Origin of the sequence: Streptomyces sp. NPDC101191 (genome assembly GCF_044767915.1) — a bacterium.
In the GTDB taxonomy this organism is placed as follows: domain Bacteria; phylum Actinomycetota; class Actinomycetes; order Streptomycetales; family Streptomycetaceae; genus Streptomyces.
Window position 1 is genome coordinate 808,258 of sequence record NZ_JBIWOU010000002.1, and the last position, 17,244, is coordinate 825,501.

Genomic DNA, 17,244 nt, shown 5'->3' on the forward strand with positions numbered 1-17,244 from the left:
GCACAGCCTTTCGGGAACCGGGGAGAGGGCACGGGGTGCGGACCGTGCCGGCCTCGCCACCATACCCGAATACATGAAGAGCTCTTCATTTATTGACCTGAAATCGCCGCTACGATGAGCCCATGGGACACGGAGTGACAGGCCAGACGACCGCGGCGACCCAGCTCGACGCGGAGTCCGCGGCCACCATCGCCGAGACCCTCCAGGCCCTCGCCACCCCGTCCCGGCTGATGATCCTCACCAAGCTGCGCCAGGGCCCCTGCGGCGTCACCGAACTCGCCGCCGCCGTCGAGATGGAGCAGTCGGCCGTCTCCCACCAGCTGCGCCTGCTGCGCGCGCTCGGCCTGGTGACCGGGGTCCGTCAGGGCCGCCGGATCGAGTACAGCCTCTACGACAACCACGTCGCCCAACTCCTCGACGAGGCCGTCTATCACATCGAGCATCTGCGGCTCGGCACCCGCGACGTGCCCCGCGCGAGCGTGGATACTGGTCAGTCATAGACCGAAGGGATCCACGGGGGTGTGGGTCCACCACGCGAAAGGGCGAGGATGGCCGACGAGTTGGGGCCCCGCAGGACACGTCACGCGGTGGTCGTCGGGGGGAGTCTCGCGGGCCTGCTGGCCGCGCGGGTGCTGAGCGAGCACGCCGAGCGGGTCACGGTCGTCGAACGCGACCGCTACCCCGTGGAGGCTGACGCCCGCCCCGGCGTCCCGCAGGGCCGGCACCTTCACGTACTGATCGAGGGCGGACAGCGCGCCCTCGACGAACTCCTCCCGGGGTTCATGTCCGAGCTCCACGCCCTGGGCGCGCCGAAGGTCGGCGTCCCCGAGGACATGGTCCAGTGGCAGAACGGGCAGTGGTTCGTCCGCACCCCGGCCACGGCGCACTTCTTCACCGGCCCGCGCGACCAGCTCGAATGGCTCGTGAGGCAGCGGGTGTTCGCCGACCCCCGCATCGAGCGCGTCGAGGGCACCGAGGCCGTGGGCCTGATCGGCGACTCCTCCCGGGTGCGGGGCGTGCTGCTGCGCGAGCGCGGCGCCGGCACGTCCAAGGAGCCGTATCCGCTGGAGGCCGATCTGGTCGTGGACGCTTCCGGGCGCTCGACCCGCGCGGCCGACTGGCTGGCCGGGATCGGCGCGGAGGCCCCGCACGAGGAGACCCTGGACACCGGTCTGGCGTACGCCACCCGGATGTACCGCTCCCCCGCCGAGGACCCGTCGGTCGACGCCCGCGGCTACTATCTGGTGCCCAACCCCTCGCACGTGTACAGCGGCGTGGTGCTGCCCCTCGGCGACGGCCGGCACCTGGTCACCCTGTCCGGTCTGCGGGGTGACGAACCGCCCACGGACGAGAAGCTGTTCGAGGAGTACGCGCGCAAGCTGCCGCACCCGGTGATCAGCGAGTGGATGGCCAAGGCCGAGCCGATGTCCCCGGTCTACGGCTTCCGCAAGACCGCCAACATCCGGCGCCGGTACGACCGTCCGGGCCGCCGCCCGGCCGGCTTCCTCGCCACCGGCGACGCGCTGTGCTCCTTCAACCCGATCTACGGGCAGGGCATGGCGGTCGCCGCGCTGAGCGCTCTCGCGCTGCGCAAGGCGCTCGGGGACCCGAAGCGTGCCGCCACCACCCGGCGGGTGCAGCGTGCGCTGCTCGACGCCTCGCAGCAGGCCTGGGACATCTCGGCCGGCGCCGACAAGAAGATGCCGGGCGCGGTCGGCGACGCGGCCCGCCCGGGCGCCGCGGACCGCTTCAAGGGCTGGTACCTGCGCCGGGTGCAGGAACGCGCGGCGGGCAATCCGGCGGTCGGCGCGCCGTTCCGCGCGGCGCTGACCCTGACCGCACCCCTGACGGCCCTCTTCGCGCCGGCGGTCCTCCGCGAGGTGCTGTTCGGCCCGGTGCCCCGGACCCCGGCCGAGCCGCCGCTGCTCCGCGGCGAGGGCCGGGACACGCTCTAGGTGTACTGACCAGCAGCGTTGTCGACACGGCCTCGCGCGGCGAGGGGCGGCGGTGGTCCTGCCACCGCCGCCCCTCGCCCGGGCGGGCGTCCGCCCGTCGGCTTCCGTCAGGTGCCGATCTCGAACGTGGGCGGCTGGAGGCCCGCGAGACAGCCGGTGTCCGGCGCTTCCGGCCTCTCGAAGAACGAGACGGTCATCGTCTGCGCGCACGTCGACTCCGCGAAGACCACGTGGGCGACGTACGGCACCGTGACGACGGTGGACCGGCTGAGCGTGCGTCCGGCGTACGCCCCGTTGCTCGGCGCGGTCTGGGAGTCGAAGCCGCCGGACAGGACGAGGGTCGGGATGTCGCTGTAGGTCCTGGCCCGGATCGAGGGGGCGGCAGGGGGCACGTCCCAGGCCCGGCAGTCCGCGTGCATCCAGCTGAGAAGGGGGGCGTTGGCCAGGACCGAGCGGGGGAACGAGGGGAAGAGACGCCGCCCCGCCCTGATCACGTCGGCCTCGCTCTCGAACGGTGTCCACTCCCTGCAGAACACCCCGAAGACAAGCCCGTGGGAGACCCTCCCGATGGCCTGCGGGCTCAGCTTTCCGCCCGCGTACTGCTCGGCGATCCGCTGCGGGTTGCCGTGGGCCAGCTCGTCGATGGAGCGGGGCACTCCGGCTGCGAGATGGCTGGCGAAGGTCAGCCAGTTCACCAGGAGGCCGCCGTCCAGCGTGACCTTCACGGGCTGCGGTTGGCCCGGCACCGTGACCGTGGTGGTGATCGGTCGGGCCTCCAGCTCGCTGACGAGCCGCTCGAAGGTGGCCTTCAGGTGCGGATAACGGGTGTTGCAGGCGGGCTGGTCCTCGCAGGCCTTGAAGATGCCGTCGAAGCCCTCCCGCGCGGCCTTCCAGGTCACGGCCCCGCCCGCCAGGGACGGGGGCAGGACGCCGTCGATGCCGACCGACCGGATGCCCCGCGGGTGCAGGCGCATGTACTGGAGCGCCAGGTCGGTGCCGTAGGAGATCCCGAACACGTTCCACTGCTCGATGCCCAGCGCCTTGCGCAGGTCGTCGTAGTCGGCGGCGCTCTCGGTGCCGTTGTAGGCGCTGAGATCGGCTCCGCGGCGCACCAGCCGGTCGCGGCACTTCCGCGTCTCCTCGACGTGCAGGCGCCCGGTGGACGGGGCGCCGAAGACGAGATCGAGGGAGTTCGCGACGAACTCGTCGACGTTCGGGCACGTGAGCTCCGGGTCGGCCGAGTAGGTCCCGCGCTGGGACATGAAGATCAGGTCCCGGTCGCGGTTCAGGCCGCCGGCGAGCGCCATGGGGATCTCCGACACCGCGTCGTCGCCGGGTCCGCCGGCGAGCCACACGATCGGGTCGCCCGCGGGCCGCTTCGCGGCCGCCGGGATGATCGCGACGGCGAGGGTGATCTTTCGCCCGCGGCCCCGGTGCCGGTCGCGGATCTCGGGGACGGTGAGCGTTCCGCAGTGCGCGTCCTTCAGGGCGGGGATCGGGTCCGCCGTCCTCGGGCAGGGTCCGGGGACGAAGCGGGAGTGACCCGCCGTCCGGGCGACCGTGCCGAGCGACCCCGCGGGGCCGGATCCGGCGTGGGCGGGTGCCGCGACGAGGCCGGCGGCGAGGAGACCGGCGGTGACCCCGGCCAGCGCGGCCGGGAGCCGTCGCGCGTCGCGCCGGTGGTGGGGAGCCCGGAGGGACGTCCGGTGCGGTCGAAGGGGTGTCATGCGGTCTCCGCGTCAGGGGTGATGGTGAACGGTGCGGGCCGGAGTGCTGCCACGCAGCCGGTGTCGGGCGCGCTCGGACGATCGAGGAAGGAGGCGAGGACGCTCGCCGCGCAGGGCGACTGGGGGACCACCCAGTGGCCGATTCCGGGGATCACGACCGAGGTCGAGCGGGGCAGGGTACGGGCCGCGACCTGGGCCCAGCTCGCGCCCGTCTTCATGTCGAAGCTTCCGGCGAGGACGAGCGCCGGCACCGTGCTGAAGGTGGCCACCCGCTGGATCGCCGTGCGGTCCGGGACGTTCCAGGCCCGGCACAGGTCGTGCTCGAAGGGCAGCTGCGGGGGCTGGGCGAGGACCGAGTCCGGCCACCCCGGGAAGTTCCGGCGCCCCGCCTTCAGGACGTCGCGCTCCGAGAAGCCGGGAGCCCACTCGGCGCACGCGATCGACTGCGTCATGCCGTGGGCGAACCCGCCGATGACGGTCCCCACGTCCACGGCCCGGGCCCGCGCGAAGCGCTCCGGGTTGCCGTGGGCGAGTTCGTCGAGTGCCGCGGGGACGTCGACGGCCTTGACGGTGTTGGCCACGAGGATGTTGACCAGAGCGCCGCCGTCGAGGTCGACCTTGACCGGGTCCCCGCCCGCCGGCGGCTGGGCCATCAGTGTCAGAGGGTGCGCCTCGAGGCGCCGGACCTGCTCGTCCAGCGTGCGCCGGAGGTGCGGATAACGGCTCTTGCACCGAGGCTGGGCCTCGCACGCCGCGAAGATCGCTCCGATCCCCTCCGCGGCGCTGTCCCAGGTCCAGGGCAGGTTCACGACCTTGGGAGGCGCGACCGAGTCGATCGCCACCGAGCGGATGCCCTGGGGGTGGAGCCGCAGGTAGGTGAGGGCCAGGTTGGTGCCGTACGAGTAGCCGTAGACGTTCCACCGGTCGATGCCGAGGGCCGTGCGCAGATCGGCGAAGTCGGCCGCGTTCTCCGTGGTGTTGTAGGAGCTCAGCCGGATTCCGTCGCGCGTGAGGCGGTCACGGCACTCCTCGGCCGCGCGCACGAGGAGCCGCCCGGTCGCCGGGGAGTCGTAGCGCAGCCCCACGGCCGCCACGTTGAAGCGGTCGATCTCCGGGCAGGCGAGGTTCGGCTCCGAGTACCGCGTGCCGCGCTGGGCCATCACGATCAGGTCGTGGTCCCGGTTCACCCCGGAGGAGACGAGGAAGGGGATGCTGTCGAACGCGTCGCCGCCGGGCCCGCCTTCCATGAAGACCACCGGCTCGCCGGCCGGTTCGCCCGAGGCGGCCGGGATGATCGCGACGGCCAGCCGCAGCGTCCGGCCGCCGCCGCGGTGGGACCGGCTCTCGGGCACCTCCAGGAATCCGCACCGCCCGGGAACCGGCTCGGGGGTCTGCGGGCACGGAGCGGGCACGAACCGCGCCGGACCTCCTGGATGGGGCCCGCGGACGGGCGGTGACACCGTGGTGACCGGCGTCGGAGGACTTCCTGCGGCCGGGGAACTTGCCGCCGTCGGACCGGCCGCACCCAGAAGGGTGAGTCCGGCCGCGACGAGCGCGAGGCCGGTGCGCGCGCCTCGGGAACGTCGTCGACCGTACGGGCGCCGGGCGCGCGCTCGTACGGTGGCTTCTTCCGTCATGTATCGGGTCTCTCTGTGGACCACGGCCGCCCCTGCCGGGGCGACACCGCGTGGCTCGGCCCGCCACGGCGTGGTCCGGGCGGGCACTGTGCTCGTCAGCCTGCGGTCGTGGTGGGGCTCCCACCACTCGTGGGATCCACTCGGAGCAGTCAGACCCCCGGGGCGGCCGTCAGTACTCCGGCGGCGATGCCGGCGCTCAGGGCGGCGTAGTCGTCGGCGTTCTGTGCCGCGTAGCGCAGGGCGAAGTCGGCGATGGCCTTGTCGAAGACGTCGGAGGAGCCGAGGTAGACCGCGATCGCGATCCGGTCGCCGGTGCGGGCGTGCGCGCGGGCGAGGGCCCGTCCGCACAGTCGCGCGTAGTCGCGGAGCAGCCCCGGCGACATGGTCTCGACCTCCGCGGAACCTTTCATGTCGCGCAACTGGCGCCAGTAGAAATGGCGTTGTTCCGGCCCGGTCATCCAGCCGAGGAAGATGTCGCTGGCGGCCTGGGTGAGCCGCTGGCCGGAGACCACCCGGCGGCCCTGGTGGGTGAAGTGACTGGGGGCCAGGTACTGCTCCAGGACCGACGGGCCCGCCTCCTTGATCTGCAGGAACAGCGGGTCGGCGTCGTCCCGCCCCTCCAGGAGGAGGATGAAGCAGCGGGTGCCGACGCTGCCGACGCCGACCACCTTGCGGGCGGCGTCGACGAAGTGGAAGCGGTCGAGGAGCAGCCGGCGCTCCTCGGAGAGCGAGCTGCGGTAGTCGCTGAAGATCTTGCCGATGCCGACCCGGTCGAGGTCGGTGACCCGTTCGAGGAGCGGCGGGTCCTCGACGATGTGGCGGCCGGTCCCGTCCTTCTCGGTGAGCTTGCCGAAGGCCTGGAGGCTGGTGCGGCGGCGGGCGCGGGCGATCCGGTCCTTGACGCGCGCCCGGTCCGTCCCGCGGAGCAGGGAGGCGAGGTCCTCGACGGCGATCCGCTCGTACCAGACCTGGAGCTCGCCGAGTCCGGCGAGACGGCGCATGGCCGTGCGGTAGGCCTCGGTGGCGACGAGGGCGGCGCGGTGCGCCTTGGCCTTCGTGGAGCCGTTCTGGAGGGCCGCGACAGCTATGGAGGCGGCGAGCCGCTTGACGTCCCATTCGAAGGGCCCCGGCAGCGTCTCGTCGAAGTCGTTGACGTCGAACAGGAGCGTCCGTTCGGGTGAGGCGTACACACCGAAGTTCAGCAGATGGGCGTCGCCGCAGAGCTGCACGGTGAGCCCGGTGCTCCGGGTGGCGGCGAGGTCGGCCGCCATCACGCCGGCCGCGCCGCGCAGGAAGGAGAAGGGCGAGACGGCCATCCGGCCGTAGCGAATGGGGACGAGTTCGGTCAGGCGGTCGACGGACTCGCGCTCCAGCACGGCGAGCGGGTCGGGGCGCTGGGAGGAGGGTATCCAGCGGCCGTGCGAGGACCGGGGGACGCGCTTGCGTGCGGCCCTGCCCCTCTCGGCCCGTTCCGACGCAGTCGTCATCCGGCCTCACCCGCCTCTTCCAGGGCTGCTGCCACCACTGTTCCCGTGCGATCCATTACAAATCGCCCCGCCCGTTTCGGCCACTCTCACCGTCAGGACTTCCCGAATGGTTTAGACCAATGATAGGAATTGATCACCCATACGGGTCGGGCGATCACACCCCGCGACGGTGGAGACACGCATGTTCCTCCGGCCCGCCCGACCCTGGCGGCACCCGTACGACCACGCACGACAGAGAGGGTCCGAGACATGGCCGAGCCCGTTCCCGAGCACGGACCTGGGGCGGAGTTTCCGCTCTACCTCCGGGTCGCCCACGCCCTGCGGGACGACCTCACCCAGCACCGCATCTCCCCCGGCACCCGGCTCCCGTCCGAGCGCCATCTGGCGCACCGCTATCACGTGAACCGGCAGACCGTCCGCAGCGCGCTCCAACTCCTGCGCGAGGAACGCCTCGTGGTGACCGACCGGCGCGGCACCTTCGCCGCGTGCGCCGGGCCCGAGGCCCGGGTCGCCGCGCCCACCCCGCGGGTACGGACCTTCCCGGGCGGCCCCCGGGCCGCCGACGCCCTGGTCCGCGCCGCGCTGTCCTGGGAGACACCGCCGGCGGCCCTGGCCGGCCGGCTCTCCCTGGCGCCCGGGGAGCCGACCCTGGTGCACCGTCATGCGGTGCTGACCCCGGCCGGCGTCTCGCTGCAGCGCTCGGTCAGCTGGTTCTCCCGGCCGGCCCTCGTGGAGATCCCGCAACTGGGCCGCTACCGGCCGAGCGGCGAGCGCTACCGGCAGCCGGACCTGCGCCTGCTCTACCACTGGATGCACCAGGCGGGTCTGCGGACCGTCCACCGCGAGTCGATCGGCGTCCCGGCCGCGCCCCCGGAGCGCACCGGGGGTGGAGCGAGCGGCCGCGGACCGGCCGGCGACCCGGCGCGGCTGAGCGTCCACCGCGTCGTGAGCGACCACCACGGGCACGCCCTGGAGGTCACGGACATCGACGTGGCCGCCCGGACCGGAGCCTGGACCTACGAGTTCGGCGGCTGAGCCCCGGACCCGGCGCGAGGGCCTCCGCCAGGGCCCCCGCCGTCCGGCCTGATCCGAAAGAACCGGCCTAGACGATGCCCTCCGCGATCTCCGCCTCCTCGCGGGCGCTGCCGTAGGCCTGCGGTGTGCCGTAGGAGCGGCGGGCGACGTACCACCAGACGCTGGCGAGGATCAGCACGACGGCCAGGGCGATCACGGCGTAGTTCATGGTGTCGACCGTGACGGGGGAACGCTGCGGCAGGCAGAACAGCACGGTCACGACGGCCACCCAGATCACCGCGATCCAGCCGATCGGCCGGCTCCAGCGGCCCAGGTTCCACGGCCCGGGGACGAAGGAACGGCCCGCGCGCAGCCGCAGCAGGATCGGGATGGCGTAGGCGGGGGTGATGCCGATGACGTTGATGGCGGTCACGGCCCCGTAGGCGGTGGCCGAGTACAGCGACGGCAGGGCGAGCAGCGCGGCGACCACGACGGACAGCCAGACGGCCGGGACCGGGGTGTGGGTGCGGCTGCTGACGCGGCGCCAGAGCGAGGAGCCCGGCAGCGCGTTGTCGCGGCTGAAGGCGAAGACCATGCGGCTGGCGGCGGCCACCTCCGCGTTGCCGCAGAAGAGCTGGGCCACGATGACCACGAGCAGCAGGGCCTTGGCTCCGCCCTCGCCGAGCGCGTCCAGCAGGATCTGGGCGGGCGGCACCCCGGTGGCGCTGTTCTGGGTGCCCGCGTAGTCCTGGATCGCGAAGGTCAGGCCGGCGAGCAGCGCGAAACCGGCGATCCAGGAGGCCCAGATGGAGCGGACGATGCCCTTGGCGGCGGCCACGGAGGCGTTGGCGGTCTCCTCCGAGAGGTGGGCGGAGGCGTCGTAGCCGGAGAAGGTGTACTGCGCCAGCAGCAGGCCGACCGCCGCCACGTAGACGGGGTTGGACCAGCCCGTGTCGTTGACGAACTCGGTGAAGACGAACTTCGCCGACTGGTGGTGGTCGGGGACGACGGCGAGCGCGCCGACGATGACGGCGACGCCGGCCAGGTGCCACCAGACGCTCACGGAGTTGAGGACGCTGACCAGGCGCACGCCGTAGAGGTTGAGCACGGCGTGCACGAGCAGGATCGCGAGGAAGATCAGGAAGGTGGACTCCGGCGTGGGGGTGAAGCCCCACTGGAGGTTGAGGAAGGCGCCGGTGAAGAGGGCGGCGCCGTAGTCGATGCCCGCGATGGCGCCGAGCAGGCCGAGCAGGTTGAGCCAGCCCGTGTACCAGCCCCAGCGGCGGCCGCCGAGCCGGTCGGCCATGTAGTAGAGCGCCCCGGAGGTCGGGTAGGCGCTGGTCACCTCGGCGAGGGCGAGGCCCACGCACAGCACGAAGAGGCCGACGCCCGCCCAGCCCCAGAGCATGACGGCCGGGCCGCCGGTGCCGAGCCCGAAGCCGTAGAGCGTCATGCAGCCGGAGAGGATCGAGATGACCGAGAAGCTGATGGCGAAGTTGCCGAAGCCGCCCATCCGGCGGGCCAGGACGGGCTGGTAGCCGAGCTCTCTGAGCCGGGCCTCCTCGTCCCGGGGCGCCGGTGGCGGCTTGCGTATCGCGTCGGTGGGAGCGGTGCGGGACATGCGTTCCTCCGGGGGAAGGGGGGACGGGTAGGTCCGTACGGGGGTCACGGACCGGGAGTGACGTACGGGGGTACGTGCGGGAGCCGGCGCACGGGCTCGGGAACAGGAGGCGGCGGGGCCGCGGCAGCCGTCAGGGGCCGGTGCGGTCCTCGCCGACGCCCAGGCACCGGGCCCGGGCCCGCAGGAAGACCTCCTCGGCGGGGCCGCGCTCGTCGGGGTGGGCGGTGCGGTACGACCAGGGCTGCGGGGTCCAGTAGGGGCCGAGCGCGTCGAACACCCGGGCCGCGTCGGCGAACCCGAGGGACCCGTAGAGGGCGTGGGCCAGGTGGTTGAGGTCCAGCAGGCTGGCCTCGTCCGTGGCGCAGAACAGGAACCAGGAGTCCATCGCGCCGCGGGCGTCGCGCACCGCGTCCTCGGCCACCCAGTGCAGGTCGAGGGCGCGTTCGTGGCCGCGTTCGCGCCGGTAGCGCTCGACGCGCACGTAGAGGGGCAGCGCGTGCAGGGCGGAGCCGACGGGTGCCGAGGAGGCGGCCCACTGGGCGTAGTTGACGGCTTCGGAGAGCGGTCCGGGTCGCCGGGCGTACACGAACTGCAGCATCCGGTGGTGCGCCTCGCGGTTGTACGGGTCGCGCTTCTCGGCCTCGGCGAGCAGCCCCCAGGGCGCGGGCGGCAGCATGGGCGCGGGTGGCACGGCCCGGTGCTCCTCCATGCGCTGCTGGGCGTCGAGGACGGAGAGGGCGAGGCGGCAGACCCAGGGCACGGGGTCGGCGGGGGCGCGCTCGGCGGCCTCCAGGCAGGCGGTCCACGCCTCCTGCCAGAGCTCGCGGGTGCGCGCGTGGGCGGTACGGTGGGCGCGCACCGCGCGTTCGACGACGACCCGCGCGTGCATCACGGCGGCCGCGGCCGAGTCGGGCTCCTCGCCGCGCCAGGCGTCGACGACGTCGGTGCCGGCGGCCACGGCGGCGAGCACCTGGGTACGCCGGGTCCAGGCCGGCCAGTCGATCGTCTCGTCGAGTAATCGGGCCATGGCCACCCAGCGGCCCGTGCGCAGGTCCTGTACGGCACCGCGCAGGGCGTGGTCGTGCCCCGCCGGGTGGTAGACGGGCCGGAAGCCGTGCCCGGCCATCAGGCGGCGGGGTGATGGGTGGACGACATGGTTCCTCGGTGAGTCGGTGACACGGGGGTGGTCAGTCCCCTGGGACGGTGTGGTGCCGACCCGGCCGTTGATCGGCGATCACTATAGAGGTCGCCGGACGTGACCGATCCACTTTTCTCCGTGACCGTAACTATCAAGACAGCGACCGAATTTGATTTCAGGTCCGTGCGAGCTCAGGACCTGACGGCTTCGCCTGGACAGCCTTGACGGGCGGCCCCGGCTGCATCAGGCTGACCGGTTCCACGGTCGGGTACCCGATCAAGGACCGCCAGGAACCACGAACCGCAGGGAGTCGCAGACATGACGGGCCCGGTACTCGCCGTCGACCAGGGCACGTCGGGCACCAAGGCCCTCGTGGTCTGCCCCGAACGCGGGGTGATCGGCGGCGGTTTCGCGCCGGTGCACCCCCGCGCGCTGCCCGGCGGCCTCGTCGAGGTCGACCCCCGTGAGCTGTACGGCTCCGTCGTCACCGCCGGTCGCGCGGCCCTCGCCGAGGCCGGGGAACCCGTGGTCGCCGTGGGCCTGGCCAACCAGGGCGAGACCGTGCTCGCCTGGGACCCCGCGACGGGCGAGCCGCTCACCGACGCGCTCGTCTGGCAGGACCGCAGGGCCGCCCCTCTGTGCGAGGAACTCGGCGCGCACGCCGCCGAGTTGACACGGATCACCGGTCTGCCGCTCGACCCCTACTTCGCCGCTCCCAAGATGGCCTGGATCCGCCGCAGCCTCACCGGCGCGGGGGTCGTCACGACCAGCGACTCCTGGCTCGTGCACCGGCTCACGGGCGCGTTCGTCACCGACGCCGCCACCGCGGGCCGCACCGGACTGCTGGATCTGGACACCGTCGCCTGGTCCGGCACGGCCCTCGACGCCTACGGTCTGGGCGGCGAGCCCCTGCCCGAGGTGGTGGACTGCGACACTCCGGTCGGCACGACCACCGCCTTCGGGCCGCCGATCCCCCTCACCGGTCTCCTGGTCGACCAGCAGGCCGCCCTGCTCGCCCAGGACGTCACCGAACCCGGGGCCGCCAAGTGCACCTACGGCACCGGGGCCTTCCTGCTCGCCCAGACCGGGTCCGCGCCGCGCCGGAGCGACTCCGGCCTGGTCGCCTGCCCCGCCTGGCGGCTCGCCGGCCGCACCAGCTACTGCCTGGACGGGCAGGTGTACACCGCCGCGTCCGCCGTCCGCTGGCTCACCGAGCTCGGGGTGATCGCGGACGCCACCGAACTCGACACGGTGGGCGGGGCCGTACCCGACGCGGGCGGCGTCACCTTCGTCCCCGCGCTCGCCGGTCTCGCCGCTCCCTGGTGGCGCGGCGACGTGCGCGGCGCGCTCACCGGGCTCGGCCTCGACACCGGCCCAGGGCAGCTGGTCCGGGCCCTGTGCGAGGGCATCGCCGCGCAGGTCGTGGAGCTCGCCGGGGCCGCGGCGGCCGACCTGGGCGCCCCGCTCACCACCCTGCGGGTGGACGGTGGGCTGACCCGCTCGGCGCTGCTCATGCAGACGCAGGCCGATCTGCTACAGCGCCCGGTCGAGGTGTCCGCCCTGCCCGACGCCACGGCCCTCGGCGTCGCCGCCGTCGCCCGGCTCGGAAAGGAGCCGGGGCTGGCCGTCCGCGAGGCCGTCCCGGAGTGGAAGCCTTCGGCGGTGTACGAGCCCCGGATCACGGCGGACGAGGCCGCGGAGCGCCTGGACCGGTTCCGAACGGCGGTGGCCGGGCTGCTCTCCGACGGCCGGGGCGCGGCCACGGGCACCGGGGGCTCCGCCGCGTGAGCGTGACCCGACGCGGGCCCCTGCCGGACACCGAGGCACCGGACGGCGCGTACGACGTGACCGTGGTGGGGGCGGGCGTGGTCGGCTGCGCCGTCGCGCGCGAACTGGCCCGCCACTCGCTGCGCGTCGCGCTCGTGGAGGCCGGAGGCGACATCGGCGAGGGCAGCTCCAAGGCCAACACGGCCATCCTGCACACCGGCTTCGACGCCGTACCCGGCTCGCTTGAGGCCCGGCTGGTCCGCGAGGGCAGCCGGCTGCTCGGCGCCTACGCGGCGGAGACCGGCATCCCGGTCGAGCCCGTCGGCGCCCTGCTGGTCGCCTGGGACGAGGAGCAGCTCGCCGCGCTCCCCCGCCTCGCCGACAAGGCCGCGCGCAACGGCCACCACGGCACCCGCCCCCTCTCGGCCGCCGAGCTCTACGCGCGGGAGCCGCACCTGGGCCCCGGGGCGCTCGGTGCCCTCGACGTGCCGGGCGAGTCGATCGTCTGCCCCTGGTCGACCCCGCTCGCGTACGCCACCCAGGCCGTCCGCTCGGGCGTCGACCTGCATCTGGACTGCCCCGTGGAGAAGGTCCGGCTCGGCGGACCCGGCGCCCCGCACCGGCTGGTCACCCCGCGCGGGGTGCTGCACACCCGCTTCCTCGTCAACGCGTGCGGGCTGTACGCGGACGCCTTCGACGCCCTCGTCGGCCGCCACGACTTCACGGTCACCCCGCGCCGCGGACAGCTCGTCGTCTTCGACAAGTTCGCACGCGGGCTGGTCCGGCACATCCTGCTGCCGGTGCCAGGAGCGCTCGGCAAGGGAGTCCTGATCGCCCCGACGGTGTACGGCAACGTGCTGCTCGGGCCGACCGCCGAGGACCTCGACGACAGGACCGCGACCGGATCGACGGCCGAGGGACTCGCCGGGCTGCGCGCGCAGGGCGGCCGGATCCTCCCTCCACTCCTCGACGAGGAGGTGACCGCCGTGTACGCGGGCCTGCGCGCCGCGACCGGCGCCGAGGACTACCGCGTCACCGCCCACCCCGAGCTGCGCTACGTCACCGTCGGAGGCATCCGCTCCACCGGCCTCACCGCCTCGCTCGCGCTGGGCCGGCACACCGTGGAACTCCTCGCCGACGCGGGCCTTGAGCCGGGGGCCGAGCGACCGCTGGCCCCCGTGCGGATGCCGAACCTCGGCGAGGCGTTCCCCCGCCCGTACCGTGACGCCGAGCGGATCGCGCGCGACCCCGCGTACGGCACGATCGTCTGTCACTGCGAACGCGTCACGCTGGGCGAGATCCGGGACGCGCTCGCCTCCCCCGTGCCGCCCGCGTCCCTGGACGGACTGCGCCGCAGGACCCGGGCCAGGGCGGGGCGCTGCCAGGGCTTCTCCTGCGGCGCGACGGTGCGGGCGCTGTTCGAGGAGGGCGCGCGGTGAACCGTACGGTCGACGTCCTGGTGGTCGGGGGCGGTCCCGCGGGCCTGGCCGCGGCCGCCCGGCTCGCCGCGGCGGGCGCGGGCCACGTAGAGGTCCTGGAACGCGAGCGGGCCGCGGGGGGTGTGCCGCGGCACTGCGGGCGGGCGGGCTTCGGCGCGTACACGGGGCCCGGGTACGCCCGGCGGGCCGTGGACGCCGCCGTACGGTCCGGGGCGCGCGTCCGTACCGGGGTGAGCGCGACCGGCTGGGCCGGACCGCTCACGCTGGAGGTCACGGCTCCCACCGGGCTCGAGCTGATCACGGCGCGCGCCGTGCTCCTCGCCACCGGGGCGCGCGAACGCCCGCGCAGCGCGCGCCTGGTGCCGGGCAGCCGACCCGCCGGGGTCCTGAGCACCGGCGAACTCCAGCAGTCGGTGGAGCTGTTCGGGCTGCGCGGGGAGCGGATCGGGCGTCGCGCGGTCGTCGTCGGCGCCGATCCGGTCGCCGGGCACGCGGTCCGCACCCTGCGCCGGGCCGGGATCGACGTGGCGGCGGTCGTCACCGACCGGCCGCGCGGCCCGCGTCTGCCCGCGCCCGTCCTGCGGGGCGCGACCGTGGTCGAACTCGTGGGCCGGGGGCGCCTCTCGGGCGTCGTGGTGCGCGGCGCGGACGGGCGCACCGGCCTGCTGCGCTGCGACACCGTCGTCTTCACCGGAGACTGGCTGCCCGATCACGAACTGGCCCGCGCGGGCCGCGTCCTGCTCGACCCGGGCACCCACGGCCCGTCCGTCGATCCGGAGTACCGCACCTCCGTGCCCGGGGTCTTCGCCGCGGGCAATCTGCTGCGCGGCATCGAGCCCGCCCCGGCGGCCGCGGCGGAGGGCCGACGGGCCGCCGACGCCGCCCTGGCCCATCTGTCGGGGGCCCCTTGGCCCGCGCCCGGCCTCCCTCTGCTCACGGCGGGCGCGCTGCACTGGCTGTGCCCGGGCCGCCTGACCGCACCGGCCCCCACCCTGCTGCTCCGCCCGACGGCCCGCCTGGTCCGGCCGACGCTCACGGTGCGCCAGGACGCCCGGCTCCTCATCGAACGGCGCATCCCGGCCCTGCTGGAACCGCACCGCTCGCTGCGTCACACGGCCACGTGGGCGGGTGAGGCGGATCCCGCGGGAGGGCCCGTGGTGGTCGGCCTCGACGGGCGCGAGCCCGGGCGCGGCGCAGAGCCCGCCGGGACCTGACGGGCGGGGGGCGGCCGGAGGCCCCGTACACGGAGCCGCGTTCTACCGGGGCTGTGGCGAGCCGGGGCGGGCCGGGCGGTGGGGGCAGGACCACGGGCCGGGGGGCCGCCGGCACGGGTCGCCCGACGGTGACAACCCTCGGATAATGAGCCGTATGGCCCAGAGAAGCGCGAAACAGCACCAGCCGCCGACCGTCACGGTCAAGGGGCGGGACATGCGGCTGCGCACCCTGGGGTTCCTGCTGCTGGTCGGCCTGGCCATCTGGTTCATCGCCGTCAACACCGGATCGGTCACCATCCGGCTCTGGGTCCCCACCGTCACGCTGCCGCTCTGGAGCGTCCTGACCGTCACCCTGCTCTTCGGGGTCCTGCTCGGTCTGATCATCGCCCGGCGGCGCGCCCGTCGGTAGCGGGCGGGCGCTACTCGTCGAGCAGCCGGGCGAGGCGGTCCAGGACGCCGGGCCAGCCACGCCCCATGCCGTCGAAGGCCTGGCGCCCCAGGGGCGAGTCGATGTCGAAGCCGGCGTGCGTGAGGAAGAGCCGGGTGCCCCTGCCCTCCGGCTCGAGCCGCCAGGTGACGGTCGTGTCGAGCGAGCCCTCGGCGAAGCGGTAGGCGAACAGGCGCTCGGGGTCCACCTCGGTCACCTCGCAGGGCTGGCTGCCGAAGTTGCCCATGTCGAGTGTGAAGCGGTGCCCCACGACCGGCTTGACGTCGCCGGCGGCCCACCAGCGGGCGTGCAGGACGGGGTCCGTGAGGGCGGCCCAGACGGCGGCCGGCGGATGGGGCAGGAACTTCGCGAGGTCGATCGCGTCGGTCCCGGGGGTGTTGTCGGTCATGTCTCGTTCTCCTCGTCCAGCAGGTCGGCCAGCGCGTCCAGGCGCTGCTTCCAGAAGTGCTCGAAGGGATGCAGCCACTCGCTCACCTCGGCCAGCGGTGCCGGTCGCAGGTGGTAGAAGCGGTGCCGTCCGCGAGGTTCCTCGCGGACGAGGCCGGCGGCCTTGAGCACGGCCAGGTGCTCGGAGACCGCGGGTCTGCCGAGCTCGAACAGTCCGGCCAGCTCCCCGGTGGAGCGCGGGCCGTCCCGCAGGCTTTCCAGCAGTCTGCGGCGCACCGGATTGGCCAGCACGCCGAACACGTCAGTGGGCATACCCTCACGATACGTCGGACATCCCCGACGCGTCAAAGATTTCCGACGCGTTGTGGCGAGCGCACGCGTCAGGGGTGTGCCGCCGCCCGGCGTCCGCCACACTGGCGCCATGCCCGCCAAGCGCAGTGCCGGACTCCTGCTCTTCCGCCGGACCGCGGAGGACCACGTCGAAGTGCTCATCGGCCACATGGGCGGGCCCTTCTGGGCCGCGCACGACGAGGCCGCGTGGTCCATCCCCAAGGGCGAGTACGCGGCCGACGAGCCGCCCGCGGACGCGGCGCGGCGCGAGTTCGAGGAGGAACTCGGAGTGCCCGCCCCGCAGGGCGAATGGATCGACCTCGGCGAAGCCCGGCAGGGAAACGGAAAGCTCGTCACCATCTGGGCGGTGGAGGCGGACCTGGACCCGGAGCGGACGGTGCCGGGCACCTTCAGCATGGAGTGGCCACGGGGCTCGGGCGTGATCCGGGAGTTCCCGGAGATCGACCGGGTGGGCTGGTTCGGCCTCGACGCGGCACGCCCGCTGCTGGTGGCGGGGCAACGGGTGTTCCTGGCACGGCTGGCCGAACGGGTGGGCGCGGACGGGGGCTGACGGGACAGCCGCTCCTGCCGGACATCGCTCTGGCAACCGGCGCCCGACGACAGGCGCCCCGCGCCCGGCGACCGACGACCGACGACCGACCGACGGATCGTCACCGGTCCCAGCGGAGGGGCCGGTACCGCGTGCGTCACAGGTCCCGCGGAAGGTCCGGTTCCCCCTCATTGTCAGACCCGTGCGAGAGGGTGGGGCGAGACCACCTCAAACCAGCCAGAGGGAGCCCGACATGAGGACCGTCACCAGCCGCGAGCGCGCCGCCGCCCAGGCCTACCTGCGTCTTCTCGAGTCCACCCAGGCGGTGCTGTCGGATCCGCGCCTCGAACCCTACGCGGCGGCGATGCTGACGCATCCGATGGCCGAGGCGGACGAGGCGCTACGCGCGGCGGGACTCTCGGGGAACGAGGCCCGGCTGCTGCGCCTGGTGGCGACCCTTCGGGCCTCCCCCACCGCGGAACGGAGCAGGCCCGTGTGACGGCGGGTCCGGGACGCGGGTGAGGGGGCGT

16 protein-coding genes are annotated in these 17,244 nt (G+C 73.9%); 9 read left to right on the forward strand and 7 right to left on the reverse strand.

Annotation, left to right across the window (positions count from 1 at the left end; genetic code table 11):
* The first annotated feature begins 122 nt into the window (after positions 1 to 122).
* A complete protein-coding gene (locus tag ACIRQF_RS10610) occupies positions 123 to 500 on the forward strand; it encodes an ArsR/SmtB family transcription factor (protein WP_376636225.1) in 378 nt (125 codons plus the stop codon).
* 48 nt (positions 501 to 548) lie between these two features.
* Positions 549 to 1,955 (forward strand): FAD-dependent oxidoreductase, encoded by a 1,407-nt coding sequence (locus ACIRQF_RS10615; RefSeq protein WP_404090786.1) that lies wholly within the window; start codon positions 549 to 551, stop codon positions 1,953 to 1,955.
* 107 nt (positions 1,956 to 2,062) lie between these two features.
* Here ACIRQF_RS10615 and ACIRQF_RS10620 read toward each other — a convergent pair whose 3' ends face one another.
* From ACIRQF_RS10620 to ACIRQF_RS10630, 3 genes are all read right to left on the reverse strand, one after another.
* On the reverse strand, positions 2,063 to 3,682 hold the full coding sequence (locus ACIRQF_RS10620; RefSeq protein WP_404090789.1) for an alpha/beta fold hydrolase: 1,620 nt from the start codon (positions 3,680 to 3,682) through the stop codon (positions 2,063 to 2,065).
* Positions 3,679 to 5,034: an alpha/beta fold hydrolase gene (locus tag ACIRQF_RS10625; RefSeq protein WP_404090792.1), complete on the reverse strand. Its 1,356-nt coding sequence runs from the start codon at positions 5,032 to 5,034 to the stop codon at positions 3,679 to 3,681. The genes ACIRQF_RS10620 and ACIRQF_RS10625 overlap by 4 nt, the downstream gene beginning before the upstream one ends.
* 434 nt (positions 5,035 to 5,468) lie before the next feature.
* The gene (locus ACIRQF_RS10630; protein ID WP_389757982.1) at positions 5,469 to 6,806 is read right to left on the reverse strand and encodes a DUF2252 domain-containing protein; all 1,338 of its coding nucleotides are present in this window, start codon (positions 6,804 to 6,806) and stop codon (positions 5,469 to 5,471) included.
* Between the two features lie 249 nt (positions 6,807 to 7,055).
* Between ACIRQF_RS10630 and ACIRQF_RS10635 the strand changes: the two genes are divergently transcribed.
* Entirely contained in the window at positions 7,056 to 7,841 is a 786-nt protein-coding gene (locus tag ACIRQF_RS10635) for a GntR family transcriptional regulator (RefSeq protein WP_404090797.1), read from the forward strand.
* Positions 7,842 to 7,908: 67 nt separating this feature from the next.
* On the opposite strand, the gene ACIRQF_RS10640 is transcribed toward ACIRQF_RS10635, so the two are convergent.
* Together ACIRQF_RS10640 and ACIRQF_RS10645 are read right to left on the reverse strand one after the other, a co-directional pair.
* Positions 7,909 to 9,441 (reverse strand): amino acid permease, encoded by a 1,533-nt coding sequence (locus ACIRQF_RS10640; RefSeq protein WP_382480308.1) that lies wholly within the window; start codon positions 9,439 to 9,441, stop codon positions 7,909 to 7,911.
* Between the two features lie 130 nt (positions 9,442 to 9,571).
* On the reverse strand, positions 9,572 to 10,567 hold the full coding sequence (locus ACIRQF_RS10645; protein ID WP_382480305.1) for a hypothetical protein: 996 nt from the start codon (positions 10,565 to 10,567) through the stop codon (positions 9,572 to 9,574).
* Between the two features lie 330 nt (positions 10,568 to 10,897).
* Between ACIRQF_RS10645 and ACIRQF_RS10650 the strand changes: the two genes are divergently transcribed.
* The 4 genes from ACIRQF_RS10650 to ACIRQF_RS10665 all read left to right on the forward strand — a co-directional run bounded on the left by ACIRQF_RS10650 (position 10,898) and on the right by ACIRQF_RS10665 (position 15,408).
* Positions 10,898 to 12,367, forward strand: coding sequence for an FGGY family carbohydrate kinase (locus ACIRQF_RS10650; protein ID WP_376636240.1), 1,470 nt, complete (start codon positions 10,898 to 10,900; stop codon positions 12,365 to 12,367).
* A complete protein-coding gene (locus tag ACIRQF_RS10655) occupies positions 12,364 to 13,785 on the forward strand; it encodes an FAD-dependent oxidoreductase (protein WP_404090802.1) in 1,422 nt (473 codons plus the stop codon). Before ACIRQF_RS10650 ends, ACIRQF_RS10655 begins: the two co-directional genes overlap by 4 nt.
* Complete coding sequence (locus ACIRQF_RS10660) at positions 13,782 to 14,999, forward strand: FAD-dependent oxidoreductase (RefSeq protein ID WP_404090805.1); 1,218 nt, start codon at positions 13,782 to 13,784, stop codon at positions 14,997 to 14,999. The genes ACIRQF_RS10655 and ACIRQF_RS10660 overlap by 4 nt, the downstream gene beginning before the upstream one ends.
* 154 nt (positions 15,000 to 15,153) lie before the next feature.
* A complete protein-coding gene (locus tag ACIRQF_RS10665; protein ID WP_376636246.1) occupies positions 15,154 to 15,408 on the forward strand; it encodes a LapA family protein in 255 nt (84 codons plus the stop codon).
* Positions 15,409 to 15,418: 10 nt separating this feature from the next.
* Here ACIRQF_RS10665 and ACIRQF_RS10670 read toward each other — a convergent pair whose 3' ends face one another.
* Positions 15,419 to 15,835: an SRPBCC domain-containing protein gene (locus ACIRQF_RS10670; protein WP_404090808.1), complete on the reverse strand. Its 417-nt coding sequence runs from the start codon at positions 15,833 to 15,835 to the stop codon at positions 15,419 to 15,421.
* The gene (locus ACIRQF_RS10675; RefSeq protein WP_376636249.1) at positions 15,832 to 16,146 is read right to left on the reverse strand and encodes an ArsR/SmtB family transcription factor; all 315 of its coding nucleotides are present in this window, start codon (positions 16,144 to 16,146) and stop codon (positions 15,832 to 15,834) included. Before ACIRQF_RS10675 ends, ACIRQF_RS10670 begins: the two co-directional genes overlap by 4 nt.
* A gap of 109 nt (positions 16,147 to 16,255) precedes the next feature.
* Here ACIRQF_RS10675 and ACIRQF_RS10680 point away from each other — a divergent pair, with 109 nt between their 5' ends.
* Complete coding sequence (locus ACIRQF_RS10680; RefSeq protein WP_382480294.1) at positions 16,256 to 16,735, forward strand: NUDIX domain-containing protein; 480 nt, start codon at positions 16,256 to 16,258, stop codon at positions 16,733 to 16,735.
* Between the two features lie 232 nt (positions 16,736 to 16,967).
* On the forward strand, positions 16,968 to 17,213 hold the full coding sequence (locus ACIRQF_RS10685) for a hypothetical protein (RefSeq protein ID WP_376636253.1): 246 nt from the start codon (positions 16,968 to 16,970) through the stop codon (positions 17,211 to 17,213).
* The last annotated feature ends 31 nt before the right edge of the window (positions 17,214 to 17,244 follow it).

Bases quoted from the DNA above. Each gene is read 5' to 3' on its own strand.
- ACIRQF_RS10610 (WP_376636225.1), top strand. From the start codon at position 123: ATGGGACACGGAGTGACAGGCCAGACGACCGCGGCGACCCAGCTCGAC.
- ACIRQF_RS10615 (WP_404090786.1), top strand. From the start codon at position 549: ATGGCCGACGAGTTGGGGCCCCGCAGGACACGTCACGCGGTGGTCGTC.
- ACIRQF_RS10620 (WP_404090789.1), bottom strand. From the start codon at position 3,682: ATGACACCCCTTCGACCGCACCGGACGTCCCTCCGGGCTCCCCACCAC.
- ACIRQF_RS10630 (WP_389757982.1), bottom strand. From the start codon at position 6,806: ATGACGACTGCGTCGGAACGGGCCGAGAGGGGCAGGGCCGCACGCAAG.
- ACIRQF_RS10635 (WP_404090797.1), top strand. From the start codon at position 7,056: ATGGCCGAGCCCGTTCCCGAGCACGGACCTGGGGCGGAGTTTCCGCTC.
- ACIRQF_RS10640 (WP_382480308.1), bottom strand. From the start codon at position 9,441: ATGTCCCGCACCGCTCCCACCGACGCGATACGCAAGCCGCCACCGGCG.
- ACIRQF_RS10645 (WP_382480305.1), bottom strand. From the start codon at position 10,567: ATGGCCGGGCACGGCTTCCGGCCCGTCTACCACCCGGCGGGGCACGAC.
- ACIRQF_RS10650 (WP_376636240.1), top strand. From the start codon at position 10,898: ATGACGGGCCCGGTACTCGCCGTCGACCAGGGCACGTCGGGCACCAAG.
- ACIRQF_RS10665 (WP_376636246.1), top strand. From the start codon at position 15,154: ATGGCCCAGAGAAGCGCGAAACAGCACCAGCCGCCGACCGTCACGGTC.
- ACIRQF_RS10670 (WP_404090808.1), bottom strand. From the start codon at position 15,835: ATGACCGACAACACCCCCGGGACCGACGCGATCGACCTCGCGAAGTTC.
- ACIRQF_RS10675 (WP_376636249.1), bottom strand. From the start codon at position 16,146: ATGCCCACTGACGTGTTCGGCGTGCTGGCCAATCCGGTGCGCCGCAGA.
- ACIRQF_RS10680 (WP_382480294.1), top strand. From the start codon at position 16,256: ATGCCCGCCAAGCGCAGTGCCGGACTCCTGCTCTTCCGCCGGACCGCG.
- ACIRQF_RS10685 (WP_376636253.1), top strand. From the start codon at position 16,968: ATGAGGACCGTCACCAGCCGCGAGCGCGCCGCCGCCCAGGCCTACCTG.